Raw genomic sequence first — 15,181 nt, 5'->3', positions numbered from 1 at the left:
TATAAATTTCTTATTTAAATAATTTGTACGAGGTGCCAAGGAACTTCGTATACAAGCTTGGAGATGCACGTTTCATAAGCCAGAACAACTTCGCATCAATTTGAGGAATCGTATAAAGCTCATCTTGATCAAGGCGATTAAGCGTTAATCTTGCGACATCATCACTTGTGGTGAGGGCATAGTTCATCAGTGCATGGTCTGCAAGCTTGGAGTAGCGTCCTGGAATTCGACCATTTTTAATGATATTGGTTGGAACCAGTGTCGGGCAGAGTACATTCACTTTAATATTGAATTTGTGCAGTTCGGCAGAAAGCGTTTCTGAAAGCGCACGCACACCCGCTTTAGTCACATTATAAGCAGTCATTTCTGGTGCAGCTGTATACGATGCGGCAGAAGCAACATTAATAATTGCGCCGTAACCTAACTTTTTAAACTTTGGCACAAATGCATGGCATCCATGAATAACACCCCAAAGGTTAATATTCATGACCCAGTTCCAGTCTTCTAGGCTCAATTCATCAAACTTACCGCCTAAACCTACACCTGCATTATTAATGAGTAGGGTTACAGGGTGTTGCATTAAAATTTCAGCTTTTTCAGCTAGATTTGCCACCTGTTCTGGATTGCTAACATCACAGCGCATGGCAAAGGCTTTTGCACCTTCTTGTTCAAGAAGTTTTACGGTTTCTTCAGCAGCTTCCAGATTAATATCTGCACACACTACGCTGCCACCACGTTTTGCCAGTTCAATTGCAAAACTTCGACCAATCCCGCTGCCTGCACCCGTCACTACGGCATAAGCTTTTTGGCTTGGTTTAACTTTCTTTTTGCCAAATAAAATCATGATTCATCCATAAATAGCTTGAAGAGATACCAGCTATCTTCTTGATAGCTGGTCATAGAGGACGATTAAGACACGCGTACTGGTGGAGTAAATTCTTTAACAAAGAAAGGTGCAATCGCGCCGCCTTCGTTCAGTAATTTCTTTTTGTAATACTCAAGATATTTAGTTGTATCATGATCATTTGGATGAAAGTCTGGACGTAAATAGTCAAGAATTTGACCAATTGTGCTGCCAAAAACGCCATCTTTCGGTCCAAAAATTAGACCAACGCCACGGCGAGCATCTTTCCAGAATTTTAAGGTCAGCATCTCTTGCGGCTTTCTTAACACAGGGACAAATAACGTAGTCGCAGGGATTAAACCTAAAATCGTAAATAGCGCAAGGAAGAAACCAGATGCGCGCAGTGGATAGCTGCCATTTAAGATTTGATAAACATCGTAGGCAATGTCTTTATGTTCAGATTCTTCAAGCATATGCCACATCCACAACGCACGGCTCTTCTCATCATCTGAATAATAGAAATTCTTTTCATGTTTCATCATGTATTCAGCAAGTACCGCAGTAAAATGCTCAATACCTGCCATCATTGATAATTTGAGTGGCTGTGGAAACTTTAAAAATACATATTTAAAGAAGTTCGAACCAAGAAAACGATATAGCGCAACAGGATATTCTGCATCTTGCAGCGCATCGTTATATTCATTGTGCAATTTTGAATGAATTGCTTCTTGGCCAATCAGTGATGTAACACGCTGCTTTAATATCGGATCTTTAATAAACTCACGGTGATGGCGAGCGGTTTCAATGACCAGATCTTCACCATAGGTTAAAAAGACCGAAAGCGTGGCAAAAAACAAAGTAGCAAACTGATTGTCCATATAGAATCTGACATCAATTTCCTTTCCATCAAAACCAATATTTAAATGTCGGATTGGAATTGAGCTTTTGCTAGAAAAATCCGGTAACTCAATTTCACGCTGAAATTTAAGTTTGTTGAATGATTTTTTAACTGCGGTCGAGATCATGGCGACACCCTGAGGCAAAGTAGTGGTGCATTTTGATGAAAATTAATAAACTCAATGATCAACAAAGCACTGTAAATTCCATTTTCAAAAACAGATAATTCTCTGCATTGACTACGGTGTTGTTGCTCCGTTATTTGTTTGATTATTTGGCTGAATAACGGAAAGAAGAGTCGTTCCTGACTAGAGTCGATTAATGACTCTTCTTTAATTTTTTCATATTAATCTGACTTTATGTTCGGATTCAATTCGGGTAAATTTTTAAATGTAGAAAGGTATTTTATAGAAATGTTGTTTAGTAGAAATTTTAATTAATTTAATATTATGTATTTGATAAATAATAAATAAATTTGAAATATATGTTTTAAATACAATAAATAAAAAACCACTTGGAGCGACGTTTTTAACTATGCTTTTCTGAATTTTTTAACTAAGTTTGACAACTATTCGGATTTTGTTTTTTTATTTCTATAGCATCAGATTACATGCTAATCTGAATTTATGTTCGGATTATTGATTAGATCGTATGACTACACGGAAACCTCGTCAAACTCGAGCCAAAGTTACTGTGGATACTATTATTGAAGCTGGTTTTATTGGGGTGGCGCTGCATGGGCCTAGTGGAACCACGACACGTCATATTGCAGAAATTGCAGGAGTGAGTGTCGGGTCTTTATATGAATATTTTAAAAATAAAGAAGAAATTTATGATGCGATGAATCACTACTTTGTTCGGGAAATTCTGGACATGATTACAGAGCTTACGCCGACTATTTTGCAGTTGGAGTTAGAACCTGTCATTGAAATGATTTTTTATACTTTTAGTGATTTATTAAAGAAAAATAATGACCGCTATTTGACCGTTTTACGGTATGCAGGCGAGTTACAGTACGACAAATACATTCCCAAAATTGAACAGGCTTTAATGGAAGTCATCATGAAATATATGATGCATAATCCAAAATACCTAAAAATCAATAATTTGCCTGTAATTACCTATATTTGTATTAATAGTGGAATTTTTAATGTCGCGCGACATCTTATTTTGCCAAACCCTTATATTAGTTTTGATGAAATGGTGCAGGGGCTAACCACGATGATCATGAGTTATATCAACACAGAGATGGCTCGTTCAGAAGAACATTGAGCTGAGTTAGAATTTTTATAAGTACGATCAACAATAAAAAAGCCCTCACATAAATTTTATGCGAGGGCTTAGTTGCATTATGGCATGGTTGGAACTTCTTCAGAACGCATATCGAAAATCAAAATTTCGGCGTTATCACCATTGGTAAACGATAAGCTTCCGCCTTCACGAATACGTGCAGCATCACCAGTGTTAAAGGTTTTACCATTTACATCAACACGACCTTTGGCAACGTGCAGGTAAACATATCGACCGTCCGGAATCGCAAATTCAGCAGTTTCTTCACCATCAAACAGACCTGAGTAAATATTAATGTCTTGTTTGATCGACAAAGTTTTCTCACCACCTTTTGGTGAAATGATCAAATGCAATTTACCGCGTTTGTCTGCTTCATCAATATGAACTTGTTGATAGCCCGGTTCTGTATTTACTTCATTTGGAACGACCCAAATTTGCAAGAAATGAACGCCTTCTTGAGCTGAATGGTTAAATTCACTATGGGCAACACCGCGACCTGCACTCATCAACTGAATGTCACCAGGCACAATCACAGAACCTGTACCCATCGAGTCTTTATGCTCTAACGCACCTTCAAGTACGTAGGAAATAATTTCCATATTGCGGTGAGGGTGAGTACCAAAGCCTTTAGATGGGGCAACGTTATCATCATTAATTACAAGTAGATCCGAAAAACCGACTTGTTTTGGGTCCCAATAATTAGCAAATGAAAAGCTATGTTTTGATTGTAACCAACCATGATGTGCTGCACCACGCTCGTGAGATAAACGCATATCAAACATGATGTATTCTCCTGATTTAATTTTTTCTCTGAGTACATTTTATCGTAGCGTTTATTGTGATAAAGCTCTGAAAATAGAAAGCTTGGTGCGATTTATAGAACGATGAAATGAAAAACTATGTGCTAAATAAGAAAAAGGTTCTTTTAGTTAAAATTGGAGTTTTATTTTTTAAAATAGAGATGAAATACGGGAAATGGCTAGGTAGCCAAATAATTTTAAATAGAACAGTTCAAAGAAAAATAGAGCTTTTTATTCTATTTATTCGTTAAAAAATTTAGATATATTTCAAGCAATATACTCATTTGTCTACACTGTATATTTAAATGAACTTAATAATGAAAATAGATAAAAAGCTAATATTAAAAATAACTAAATAGAAACTATTTTAAAATAAAGTGACTTTTCAATGGAAAAGTTTTGTATTTATCAAAAAATGTAATTGAACATCTTAAATCACCTTTTTTTTCAAATAGTTGAGTGAGAGTGTATTATTGTAAATAAATGTGAAAATATTCACAAAGCTAAATTTTTTTGTTAAGATCATTAACATTAAAAACATAGAGATAATAATAATGATCAATAAAGTATTAATAGTGTTGTGTGTGGGTATTGTCTTTGTATTAGGATACTGGGCTTATTTAGATACTCAAAATAAAAGACATCAAGAACTCATGCAGATCATTCAAGAAGCAGAAAGAAACCTACAAAGTATCGAACGCAATCCAAATCATGCCCATCACAGCAATTTAGCTTCTTATAATATGCAAGAATATATCGGCGAGAAAAAAATTATTTTCTAACAATATTAGATGAGAAATTTCTAACTTTCACTTTGTTATTGGTCATATCTTTTCATAAATTTTGATCATGTTTCTGTTGAATCTGTTAAACTTATTGAACGTATAGTAAAAAAGCTGCATAGGGGTTATGCAGCTTTTTTGTGTTTCAAGAGGGGCCGTGGTTATTTCCTGTGTATGAACTAGAAACCAAGTGAGTGGCATATTTGTTGCTTCTTTTATTTGTGATTCTTGTTTATAGACCTGAACAGAAAAACAATATTGTTCAGTTATCTACATAGAAGTAAATATTCCACAGTTCAGATTTTGCATAGAGGCTACTTATGGCGGCGCCCAATTCTTCGGCAGGCTGGTTAGAGCGTTTATTTAAGTTAAGCGACAATAAAACCACTTTCCGAACTGAAGTTCTTGCTGGTGTAACTACATTTCTAACGATGTGTTACATCATTATTGTCAATCCACTCATTTTATCTGAAACCGGCATGGATCATGGTGCCGTATTTGTTGCGACCTGTTTGGCAGCAGCAATCGGATGTTTAGTGATGGGGATCATTGCAAATTATCCAATCGCACTGGCCCCTGGTATGGGTTTAAACGCTTACTTTACCTACTCGGTTTGTATGGGGATGGGCGTGCCATGGCAAACAGCTTTAGCGGCTGTTTTTGTTTCAGGCCTTGTTTTTCTTGCAATTAGCTTCTTTAAAATTCGTGAAGCGATTGTCAATGCAATCCCAATGTCGCTTAAATTTGCCATTGGTGGGGGTATCGGCTTATTCCTCGCACTTGTTGCTTTAAAAAATGCTGGCATTATTGTTGCCAATCAAGCAACCCTAGTGGGTTTAGGTGATATCAAGCAACCTACAGTATTGTTAGCATTATTTGGATTTTTAATGATTGTGGTTTTACATCATTTAAAAGTTCGAGGCGCAATCATTATTAGTATTTTGGTTGTTACCGCAATTGCTACTGTTTTGGGCTTGAACGAGTTTAAGGGTGTTGTTGGAGAAATTCCATCAATTGCCCCAACCTTTATGCAAATGGACTTTGAAGGTCTATTTACTGCAAGTATGATAGGCGTTATTTTCGTATTCTTTATTGTCGACTTGTTTGATAGTACGGGTACTTTAGTTGGGGTTTCACATCGCGCCGGTCTTTTAAAAGATGGTAAATTACCACGTTTGAAAAAGGCTTTATTCGCTGACTCTACTGCAATTGTTGCGGGTGCCGCATTAGGTACATCTTCAACTACGCCATATATTGAGTCAGCTTCGGGGGTCGCAGCAGGTGGACGTACTGGTTTAACTGCCGTTGTGGTTGCAGTTTTATTTATTTGCTGTTTATTTTTAGCACCTCTTGCTCAATCTGTACCAGGTTTTGCAACAGCACCAGCTTTATTGTTCATCGGTGTGTTGATGATTCAAGGGATCACTCACATCGATTGGGATGATATTACAGAAGCGGTTCCAGCCTTTTTAACGATTGTATTTATGCCATTTGCCTATTCAATTGCTGATGGTATTGCAATGGGCTTTATTAGCTATGCATTAGTTAAATTATTCACAGGTAAGGCAAAAACAGTACCGTACATGGTATGGATTATTGCTGCGCTTTGGGTATTTAAATTTATCGCGTTTGGCGGTTAATATGATTTTTTATAATTTTCTTCTTGAGCTGTCTTAGACATAGTTGTTAATAAGAAGAAAATTATAGAAGGGTGTGATTTTGACCACACCCTTTTTTCTTTAGACGTGGAGTTAATATGAATCAAGTCGAGCTGATTCGCGCCTTACCAAAAGCCGAATTGCATGTACATATTGAAGGGACTTTTGAACCTGAATTAATGTTTGCAATTGCCCAGCGCAATCAGATTCAGATTCCTTACAAATCTGTTGAAGAAGTAAAGCAAGCTTATAACTTTCATAATCTTCAATCATTTTTAGATATTTACTATGCTGGTGCAAATGTTCTTGTACATGAACAAGACTTTTATGATTTAGCATGGGCTTATTTTGAGAAATGCGCCGAAGATCATGTCGTTCATACAGAAATGTTCTTCGATCCGCAAACCCACACTGATCGTGGTGTTGCGTTCTCAACAGTGATTAGCGGTTTAAAGCGTGCGTGTGCAGATGCCAAAGCTAAGTTTGGTATCAGCTCACAACTGATTATGTGTTTCTTGCGTCATTTAAGTGAAGAAGCTGCATTTGAAACACTTGAGCAGGCTTTACCATTTAAGCAAGATATTATTGCTGTAGGGCTCGATTCAAGTGAAGTGGGCCATCCACCAGCTAAATTTGAACGTGTTTTTGCTAAAGCACGTGAAGAGGGCTTCTTGATCGTTGCTCATGCTGGTGAAGAAGGCCCACCGGAATATGTCTGGGAAGCTTTAGATTTGCTTAAAGTGAACCGTATTGACCATGGTGTGCGTTCTGAAGAAGATGAACAATTAATGGCGCGTTTAATTAATGAAAAAATGCCTTTAACTGTTTGTCCTTTAAGTAACTTAAAGCTATGTGTTGTTAAGGATATGAAAGATCACAATATCCGTCGTTTACTGCAAAAAGGCGTAAACGTGACGGTTAACTCTGATGATCCTTCATATTTCGGTGGATATATGAATGACAACTTCTTTGCAATTCAGCAGGCATTAGAGCTAAGCAATGATGAACTGAAACAGCTAGCTGTGAACTCATTTGAAGCTTCTTTCATTTCTGATGAAGAAAAACAGAAGTGGATTGCAGAAATTCAAAAAATCTAAATAAAAAAACCGCCTATCTCAGGCGGTTTTTTTATGTGCAATTACTTAGGTTGTTTGGTCATACTATTTAAAATATTGTCTTTATCAACAAAGTGATGTTTTAACGCTGCAAGTACATGTCCAACAATGAGAAAACCTGCAAACCAAGAAATATAAATATGTAAAGGTTTAACAACAGCTAAAAGCTCTGGGTTATCTTGTACTAAACGCGGAATTTCAAATAAATATAAAACAGGGGCGGGGTGACCAGCGCTCCAGCTAAATAAACAACCAGTGACAGGTAAAGCCACTAAAATCACATAAAGTAATAGATGACCAATGTGAGCTAGAGTTTTCATCATTGGAGACATGGTATCAGGTAGTTTTGGAGCCGGATGGGTATAGCGCCATAAAATCCGGACAATCACCAAAAAGATAATGGTTGTTGCAATATTCTTATGTAACGTAATGACATCGCCTTTAAAGCTGCCATCAACGTCATAACTTAAAAAATTTCCGCTATAAAAGCCAATAGCCCATGCTGCGATGAAAATGATTGCCATCACCCAATGCAGGATTTGTGCGGTACGGGTGTAATACTGAGATGAAACAGCAGGCATAAAAGACCCTATTTTTTTGTCGTTTTGATTTTTAATTTTATGGGAAAGCACTAATTTTGAGAAATATTTTAAATGTAACAGAGCGTGCTAAAAACAGAACGTTTAAGAAAAAATGCATTTGATGAGCCGAGTTTTGCTGGGGAAAATAGATTGCATAAATGCATCAAATTATTTGTTTCTTCTAAAGTCGAGTTTAGGCACAATACGCGCTGCCAACGTTCAATCAAAGGAAAAAATGATGAAAAAATTGATGCTCGCTCTAGCGCCAGTTGTTTTAGCTTTAACAGCATGTGCAACGACTACAGGTACGGGTACAGGCGCTAGTTCTGCACAAACTACAACTCAACAGTTGGGTGTTGCTGCATTAAAAGTTGCTGTAAATGCAAAATGTATTACAGAGATTAATAATGTTGCCGCTTGGAAGACAGCAACAAAGCTTATGACTGCTGAGCAACGTGACAGCATTCAAACTAATGTTTGTGGTTGTGTAAGCGAGAAGGCACCAAATAGCGTGACAGCAGTAGAATTGGCAGCGGCTGCATTTGATGTAAATGCACGTGCTACAATTGTAAACCAAGTGGTTTCAAAAACTGTAAATGAGTGTGTGGCAGAAGCTTTACAAAAGTAATTAATAATTTTTGTATTAAAGAAGGCTGATTATATTGATCAGCCTCTTTTGTTTAAAGGTAGAGAGTTGATGTTTATTGCTGGTGTAGATGAGGCAGGACGGGGGCCTTTAGTAGGTTCAGTTGTGGCAGCGGCTGTTATTTTAGATCCGAATAATCCAATTGTAGGATTAAATGATTCTAAAAAATTAACTGAAAAGAAACGTGAAAAGTTATTTATTGAAATACAAGAAAAAGCCTTAGCGTGGTCAATTGCTGAAGCAACGCATGCTGAAATTGATGAATTAAATATTTTACAAGCAACTTTTTTGGCCATGCAGCGTGCAGTGGATGGTTTGCAAACTCAACCACAAAAAGTGATTGTAGATGGTAATCAAATTCCAAAAGGAATTGTTATTCCTTGCGAAGCTATTGTTGGGGGCGATGCAAGTCATGCCGAAATCAGTGCTGCGAGTATTTTGGCAAAGGTTACACGTGATCGACAAATGCAGGAATTAGATCAACAATATCCATTATTTGGTTTTGCCAAACATAAAGGATATCCAACTAAAGCACATTTTGAAGCGATTGCAGTGCATGGGGTAATTGATCAGCATCGCCGTAGTTATGCACCTGTTAAACGTGCTCTAGGCCTATAAATACAACGTCCTAAAAAATTTAAAGCGACTATAAAGTCGCTTTAATTAGGGAGAGAATAACTTCATATTAACGATTGAAGTTTTTCTGTGCATAATTATCATCTTCAAAAGAGACTTGATAATCTTGATCAAGATGTTGAAGGTGTTCATGCATTGCACGTTCATGTTGAATACGTTGATAAATTTCTTCGCGATGAACAGAAACCTCTTTTGGCGCATTCACACCAATACGAACCTGGTTTCCTTTGACGCCAAGCACAGTAACACTGACTTGATCCCCAATCATTAATGTTTCCCCGACACGGCGGGTCAGAATCAGCATGTTTATCTCCTTGCTAAACGCTTAAAACTGCAATATAGGTACCCAAATAAAAGCTCAACCTCAGTTTTCAGTCAGATTCTAACAGAAATATGAGAACAAAGTCATATTTTGATAATCACTGCCAAAAAACTTTCCGTTTAATATAACAGAGCCGCTATAAAAAAAACTATAGCGGCTCTGTGTTTTCTTTGATTATTGTCGGACAAGTAAACATTTTTTAATGAATTATTGACCGTTTGGTAAAATTATGCGCGGGCGCTGCTTTCACCATGTTCACGATCTAAACCAAAAGCGGTATGTAGACAACGAACTGCAAGCTCAAGATATTTCTCATCAATAATCACAGAAACTTTAATTTCAGATGTTGAAATCATGAGGATATTAATACCTTCGTCAGCAAGGGCAGTGAACATTTTGCTCGCTACACCTGCATGTGAACGCATACCTACACCCACGATAGACACTTTAACGATATCATCACGTGTTGAAACTTCACGTGCACCAATATTTTTGGCAGTTTCGTTTAAGATTTTTTCAGCTTTCGCTAAATCAACACGGTTTACAGTGAAAGTGAAATCTGTTGTGCCATCTTCTTCAACATTTTGCACTATCATATCGACTTCGATATTGGCATCACTTACTGGTGATAAAATTTTAGAAGCAATACCTGGTTCATCAGGTACACCTAAAATCGTTAATTTTGCTTCGTCACGGTTAAAAGCAATACCTGCAATAATTGGCTGTTCCATAGTATCTTCCGCCTCAGTCGTAATGAGTGTACCTACATTTTCTTTAAATTCTTCGTCAAATGCGCCGTCGTTATCATTATCAAAACTTGATAATACTCGTAAAGGAACTTGATATTTTCCGGCAAATTCTACTGAGCGAATTTGTAAAACTTTTGAACCTAATGAAGCCATTTCTAGCATTTCTTCAAAAGAAATACGGTCGATTTTTTTGGCTTTAGGAGCAACACGCGGGTCAGTAGTGTAAACGCCATCTACATCGGTGTAAATTTGGCATTCATCTGCTTTTAGAGCAGCAGCAAGAGCAACACCAGAAGTATCTGAACCGCCACGGCCTAGAGTTGTGATATTTCCGTTAGCGTCAAAGCCTTGGAAACCTGCAACAACAATAACACGGCCTGCATCTAGGTCATTGGTCATGACATCTGTATCAATAGACTCAATACGCGCCTTGGTAAATGCACTGTCAGTTTTAATACCGACTTGACGTCCGGTATAGGATTTAGCTTCCACACCAATCGAATTAAGTGCCATAGCTAACATGGAAATCGTCACCTGTTCACCGGTTGAAACCATTTGGTCTAACTCGCGTGGGTCAGGTGTTTCGGTAATGGCTTTAGCGAGAGCAAGTAAGCGGTTTGTTTCACCACTCATTGCAGATACGACCACAACAACCTTGTGACCGTGATCATGCCAACGCTTAACACGACGAGCAACATTTAAAATGCGCTCGGGGGTACCCATAGAAGTACCGCCATATTTTTGAACGATTAATGCCATAGTTGTTCCATATAAGCCATGACCCTGAGAGGCTTTTCAGGGTCAGTTACACAAAAAGTGAAGTCTTATTTTTGTTCAAGCCATGCCGGTAATGCAGCAATAACTTGTCCAAACTTCTCGTTAAGTGGCGCGCCACCTTGTGCTAAGTCAGGTTTACCACCACCTTTACCACCTAACTCGGTTGCTAGATGCTTGATGATGTCACCTGCTTTTAGATTTGCAGTGTATTGCGATGCAACTGAAGCAAGTAGGCTAACTTTGTCACCCTCTACGCCAGCTAACACAATAACTGCATCCTCTAATTTTGATTTAACACTGTCGTGCAAGTTGCGAAGTGATTTCGCATCTACACCTTGAACAGTGGTAATAAGCGTTTGACGACCAGAAATCGTTTGTACCTGATCAATCAATTCTGACGCTTGGAAGTTTGCCAATTTCTGATTGAGCTGTTCAATTTGCTTTTGTAATGCAGAAACAAGTTCTACATTGGCTTGTACGCGCTCAACAGTTTGGTCTTTCTGTGCTTTTAATAAACCATTAATGTGCTGGATATCTGAATCGGTTTTTTGTACTACCTCTAAAGCTTTAGTACCTGTAACTGCTTCAATACGGCGTACACCAGCAGCTACACCACCTTCAGAAGTGATTTTAAATAAACCAATATCACCTGTACGCTTAACGTGAATACCACCACAAAGTTCGATTGAGAAGTTTTTCTCATCAATCACTGAACCCATAGCGAGAACACGAACTTCGTTACCGTATTTCTCACCGAACAACATCATTGCGCCTTTAGCTTTTGCAGCTTCGATGTCAAGTAGTTCAGTGGTTACAGCTGTATTTGCAATAATTTCTGCATTAACTAAACGCTCAACCTGTTGTAACTGTTCAAAAGTTACAGGTTGGTCATTAGCAAAGTCAAAACGTAAGATATCACTTGCAACTAAAGAACCTTTTTGTTGTACATGTGAACCTAAGATTTGACGAAGGGCAGCATGTAATAGGTGAGTTGCCGAGTGGTTGCGAGCCGTTGCTTCACGGATATCCGCTTTAACAATCGCTTCAATATTTTGTTCAGCTTTAAGGTTACCAACGGTCACAATACCTTGGTGAACAAAGGCACCGCCTGACTTTTTCGTATCTTGAACTTCAAAAATACCAGTTTCATTTTTGAAGATACCCGTATCGCCAATCTGACCACCACTTTCTGCATAGAAAGGAGTTTGGTTTAAAACGATAAGTGCTTCGTCGCCTTCAGAAACTTCATCAACTTGTACGCCATCTTTGTAGATCGCTACAATTTGGCCTTGACCAGTGGTGTTGATATAACCGTCAAATTGAGTTTCACCTTCAACTTGTACAATACTGTTGTAATCCACTGCGAATTTACCAGCATCACGTGCACGTTGACGTTGTGCAGCCATTTCTACTTCAAAACCAGCTTCATCAATAATAAAGTCACGCTCACGTGCAATATCAGCAGTTAAGTCTGTTGGGAAGCCATAAGTGTCGTAAAGCTTAAATACAGTCGCACCAGGAATCGTTTTATCTTTTAATTGAGCAAGTTCACCTTCGAGTAGTTTTAAACCTTGCTCAAGTGTTTTAGCAAACTGTTCTTCTTCACGAATTAAAGTTGCTTCAATTACATCTTTACGCGCTACAAGTTCTGGATACGCATCACCCATAACTTCGATTAACGGTTGCAACATTTTGTAGAAGAACGTACCAGTTGCACCAAGTTTATTACCGTGACGCACAGCGCGGCGGATAATACGACGTAATACATAGCCACGGCCTTCATTGCTTGGATTTACACCATCAGCAATTAAGAAACAGCAAGAACGCGCATGGTCTGCAACTACACGTAAAGAAGGCTGACCTTCGTCTTCAATACCAATAATGTTTGCAGCAGCTTTTAATAAGTGTTGGAACAAGTCAATATCATAGTTTGAATTAACATGTTGCAATACAGCAGAAATACGCTCTAAGCCCATACCTGTATCAACAGATGGAGCAGGGAGAGGGTGAAGCACGCCATCGTTCGTGCGGTTAAACTGCATGAAAACGTTATTCCAGATTTCGATGAAACGGTCGCCATCTTCTTCAGGAGAACCAGGTAAGCCACCCCAAATGTGGTCACCGTGGTCAAAGAAAATTTCAGAACATGGACCACAAGGACCTGTGTCACCCATTGCCCAGAAGTTATCAGATGCGTATTTTTCGCCTTTATTATCACCAATACGGATAATACGTTCAGGCGCTAAACCAATTTCTTTATTCCAGATGTCATAAGCTTCATCATCGGTATGATAAACAGTTGCATATAAACGGTCTTTAGGGAGAGCTAGCCATTCATCGCTAGTCAAAAATTCCCAAGCAAATTTAAGTGCATCACGTTTGAAATAATCACCAAATGAGAAATTACCTAACATTTCAAAGAATGTATGGTGACGAGCAGTGTAACCAACGTTGTCTAAGTCATTGTGTTTACCACCAGCACGTACACATTTTTGTGATGTAGTGGCACGTACATAGTCACGTTTTTCAAGACCTAAGAAGCAGTCTTTAAACTGGTTCATCCCAGCATTTGTAAATAATAAAGTTGGGTCGTTGGCAGGAACAAGAGAACTCGACGCGACACGTGTATGCCCTTGCGTCTCAAAGTAGCGCAAAAATGCTTCACGAATTTCAGCAGATGTCATTAAACGAGTACTCACAACCAAGTCACTCCATATTTTCGAATTTGGCTAAATGTATCAATGCCTGTTTGTTTTATGCAAAACCTTGGCATGTGATACGGGGCTTATTTTTTAAAAACGCTAAATTGTAGCGGAAAAACCCCACCGAACCAACGATTTTAAAAGGAATATCTTACAAAACTGTGATTTGGCTAAAAATCTATATTCAATTGGTCGTGACGTGCTTTACTATATGCCTTCTTTAGCCTGTAGTTTTGTAGATAAGGATAGGTCATGCAACGTATCGCCATTAATGGGTTTGGTCGAATTGGACGTAACGTTTTACGTGCCTGGTTTGAGAGCCCAAAACAATTTCACTTTGAAATCGTGGCGATTAACGATATAGCAGATGTACAAACATTAGTGCATTTATTTAAATATGATTCTACGCATGGCCGTTTTAATGGAAATGTAGAAATACTGATTGAAAATGAAAAAGTTTTTTTGAATATTCAGTCAAATCAACGAACGCTAAAAGTTGAAGTTTTAAAGCAGGACCAACCAGAACTATTGCCATGGTCTAGCCTACATATTGATGTGGTACTTGAGTGTACCGGACTGTTCCGTTCTCATGCTGATGCAACCCGCCATCTACAAGCTGGTGCAAAACGGGTCATTATTGGTGCAGCACCTTTTGACCATGTCGATGCGGCCATTGTTTATGGTGTGAACCATAATGAAGTTAAAGTAACAGATCAGATCATATCAAGCGTTTCATGTACTACGCAGGCTTTAGTTCCATTGGTGAAAATCATTGATGATGCTTTTGGTATTGAAACAGCACTTATGACCGAAATTCATGCGGTGACAGCAGACCAGTCTGTACTTGATCACGCGCATCGTGATTTACGTCGTGCTAGAGCATCAGGGCAAAATATTATCCCAACCACGTCTAGTGCACTTGGCGCATTAAAACGTGTTATGCCTAAAATGGAAGACCGTATTGATGGTTATTCAATTCGCGTGCCGACTATTAATGTGGCTGCAATTGACTTAACTTTCATCGCGCAATCGCCAATTACTGTTCATCATATTAATGAGTTGCTGATTAAAGCATCTCAAACAGATTATGCAGAAATTATGGCTGTAACAGATGAGCCATTGGTTTCAAGTGATTTTAATCATTCACCTTATTCTCTTATTGTGGATTTAACTCAGACCATGGTCGTTGGGCATCAAGCTAAAGTATTCGCTTGGTATGACAATGAATGGGGTTATGCAAACCGATTATTGGATCTGTGTGATTCTTTCTAAATGTAAATTTAAATCATTTAAGGGTGTTAAATTTACATCCTTTTTATAATTATTAATTTCTAATTTAAAAATAATTAAAATTCTAAATATTCATGTTGTGTAAAATTATA

General features: G+C 38.1%; 14 protein-coding genes. 7 read left to right on the top strand and 7 right to left on the bottom strand.

The annotated features are described in order from the left end of the window. Window positions 1–10: 10 nt before the first annotated feature. Both OD757_RS06480 and OD757_RS06475 read right to left on the bottom strand, forming a co-directional pair. Window positions 11–844: an SDR family NAD(P)-dependent oxidoreductase gene (locus OD757_RS06480; RefSeq protein ID WP_263031264.1), complete on the bottom strand. Its 834-nt coding sequence runs from the start codon at window positions 842–844 to the stop codon at window positions 11–13. 65 nt (window positions 845–909) lie between these two features. Continuing rightward, complete coding sequence (locus OD757_RS06475; protein WP_263031263.1) at window positions 910–1,869, bottom strand: metal-dependent hydrolase; 960 nt, start codon at window positions 1,867–1,869, stop codon at window positions 910–912. A gap of 523 nt (window positions 1,870–2,392) precedes the next feature. On the opposite strand from OD757_RS06475, the gene OD757_RS06470 reads away from it, so the two are divergent. After that, window positions 2,393–3,013 carry a TetR/AcrR family transcriptional regulator gene (locus OD757_RS06470; protein ID WP_009387753.1) on the top strand — a complete coding sequence of 207 codons (621 nt, stop codon included), beginning with the start codon at window positions 2,393–2,395 and terminating at the stop codon, window positions 3,011–3,013. A 77-nt stretch (window positions 3,014–3,090) separates the two neighbouring features. On the opposite strand, the gene OD757_RS06465 is transcribed toward OD757_RS06470, so the two are convergent. Further along, window positions 3,091–3,813 (bottom strand): pirin family protein, encoded by a 723-nt coding sequence (locus OD757_RS06465; RefSeq protein WP_263031262.1) that lies wholly within the window; start codon window positions 3,811–3,813, stop codon window positions 3,091–3,093. Window positions 3,814–4,385: 572 nt separating this feature from the next. On the opposite strand from OD757_RS06465, the gene OD757_RS06460 reads away from it, so the two are divergent. The 3 genes from OD757_RS06460 (at window position 4,386) to OD757_RS06450 (ending at window position 7,368) form a co-directional block, all read left to right on the top strand. Further along, entirely contained in the window at window positions 4,386–4,613 is a 228-nt protein-coding gene (locus OD757_RS06460) for a hypothetical protein (protein ID WP_009387797.1), read from the top strand. 320 nt (window positions 4,614–4,933) lie between these two features. Continuing rightward, window positions 4,934–6,253, top strand: coding sequence for an NCS2 family permease (locus OD757_RS06455; RefSeq protein WP_009387763.1), 1,320 nt, complete (start codon window positions 4,934–4,936; stop codon window positions 6,251–6,253). Between the two features lie 116 nt (window positions 6,254–6,369). Continuing rightward, on the top strand, window positions 6,370–7,368 hold the full coding sequence (locus OD757_RS06450; RefSeq protein WP_263031261.1) for an adenosine deaminase: 999 nt from the start codon (window positions 6,370–6,372) through the stop codon (window positions 7,366–7,368). 41 nt (window positions 7,369–7,409) lie between these two features. Here the strand turns inward: OD757_RS06450 and OD757_RS06445 are convergent, their stop codons facing one another. After that, window positions 7,410–7,967, bottom strand: coding sequence for a cytochrome b (locus OD757_RS06445; RefSeq protein WP_263031260.1), 558 nt, complete (start codon window positions 7,965–7,967; stop codon window positions 7,410–7,412). 238 nt (window positions 7,968–8,205) lie between these two features. Between OD757_RS06445 and OD757_RS06440 the strand changes: the two genes are divergently transcribed. Continuing rightward, window positions 8,206–8,595, top strand: coding sequence for a hypothetical protein (locus tag OD757_RS06440; RefSeq protein ID WP_263031259.1), 390 nt, complete (start codon window positions 8,206–8,208; stop codon window positions 8,593–8,595). A 69-nt stretch (window positions 8,596–8,664) separates the two neighbouring features. Further along, window positions 8,665–9,231 (top strand): ribonuclease HII, encoded by a 567-nt coding sequence (rnhB, locus tag OD757_RS06435; RefSeq protein WP_263031258.1) that lies wholly within the window; start codon window positions 8,665–8,667, stop codon window positions 9,229–9,231. Window positions 9,232–9,298: 67 nt separating this feature from the next. On the opposite strand, the gene csrA is transcribed toward rnhB, so the two are convergent. The 3 genes from csrA to alaS form a co-directional block, all read right to left on the bottom strand. Continuing rightward, on the bottom strand, window positions 9,299–9,553 hold the full coding sequence (csrA, locus tag OD757_RS06430) for a carbon storage regulator CsrA (RefSeq protein WP_004793773.1): 255 nt from the start codon (window positions 9,551–9,553) through the stop codon (window positions 9,299–9,301). A gap of 245 nt (window positions 9,554–9,798) precedes the next feature. Further along, window positions 9,799–11,079, bottom strand: a complete 1,281-nt coding sequence (locus OD757_RS06425; RefSeq protein ID WP_004793772.1) for an aspartate kinase — start codon at window positions 11,077–11,079, stop codon at window positions 9,799–9,801. A 65-nt stretch (window positions 11,080–11,144) separates the two neighbouring features. Next, entirely contained in the window at window positions 11,145–13,781 is a 2,637-nt protein-coding gene (gene alaS, locus OD757_RS06420; RefSeq protein WP_263031531.1) for an alanine--tRNA ligase, read from the bottom strand. A gap of 270 nt (window positions 13,782–14,051) precedes the next feature. On the opposite strand from alaS, the gene OD757_RS06415 reads away from it, so the two are divergent. Then, window positions 14,052–15,071, top strand: a complete 1,020-nt coding sequence (locus tag OD757_RS06415; protein ID WP_263031257.1) for a type I glyceraldehyde-3-phosphate dehydrogenase — start codon at window positions 14,052–14,054, stop codon at window positions 15,069–15,071. The last annotated feature ends 110 nt before the right edge of the window (window positions 15,072–15,181 follow it).

Source organism: Acinetobacter sp. AYS6 (assembly GCF_025630795.1).
In the GTDB taxonomy this organism is placed as follows: domain Bacteria; phylum Pseudomonadota; class Gammaproteobacteria; order Pseudomonadales; family Moraxellaceae; genus Acinetobacter.
The sequence above is the reverse complement of the archived record's forward strand: the minus strand, read 5'-3'. Positions and strand labels throughout refer to the sequence as shown.

Bases quoted from the DNA above. Each gene is read 5' to 3' on its own strand.
- OD757_RS06445 (WP_263031260.1), bottom strand. From the start codon at position 7,967: ATGCCTGCTGTTTCATCTCAGTATTACACCCGTACCGCACAAATCCTG.
- OD757_RS06470 (WP_009387753.1), top strand. From the start codon at position 2,393: ATGACTACACGGAAACCTCGTCAAACTCGAGCCAAAGTTACTGTGGAT.
- OD757_RS06460 (WP_009387797.1), top strand. From the start codon at position 4,386: ATGATCAATAAAGTATTAATAGTGTTGTGTGTGGGTATTGTCTTTGTA.
- OD757_RS06465 (WP_263031262.1), bottom strand. From the start codon at position 3,813: ATGTTTGATATGCGTTTATCTCACGAGCGTGGTGCAGCACATCATGGT.
- rnhB (WP_263031258.1), top strand. From the start codon at position 8,665: ATGTTTATTGCTGGTGTAGATGAGGCAGGACGGGGGCCTTTAGTAGGT.
- OD757_RS06455 (WP_009387763.1), top strand. From the start codon at position 4,934: ATGGCGGCGCCCAATTCTTCGGCAGGCTGGTTAGAGCGTTTATTTAAG.
- OD757_RS06415 (WP_263031257.1), top strand. From the start codon at position 14,052: ATGCAACGTATCGCCATTAATGGGTTTGGTCGAATTGGACGTAACGTT.
- OD757_RS06475 (WP_263031263.1), bottom strand. From the start codon at position 1,869: ATGATCTCGACCGCAGTTAAAAAATCATTCAACAAACTTAAATTTCAG.
- alaS (WP_263031531.1), bottom strand. From the start codon at position 13,781: ATGACATCTGCTGAAATTCGTGAAGCATTTTTGCGCTACTTTGAGACG.
- OD757_RS06425 (WP_004793772.1), bottom strand. From the start codon at position 11,079: ATGGCATTAATCGTTCAAAAATATGGCGGTACTTCTATGGGTACCCCC.
- OD757_RS06440 (WP_263031259.1), top strand. From the start codon at position 8,206: ATGAAAAAATTGATGCTCGCTCTAGCGCCAGTTGTTTTAGCTTTAACA.
- csrA (WP_004793773.1), bottom strand. From the start codon at position 9,553: ATGCTGATTCTGACCCGCCGTGTCGGGGAAACATTAATGATTGGGGAT.
- OD757_RS06480 (WP_263031264.1), bottom strand. From the start codon at position 844: ATGATTTTATTTGGCAAAAAGAAAGTTAAACCAAGCCAAAAAGCTTAT.
- OD757_RS06450 (WP_263031261.1), top strand. From the start codon at position 6,370: ATGAATCAAGTCGAGCTGATTCGCGCCTTACCAAAAGCCGAATTGCAT.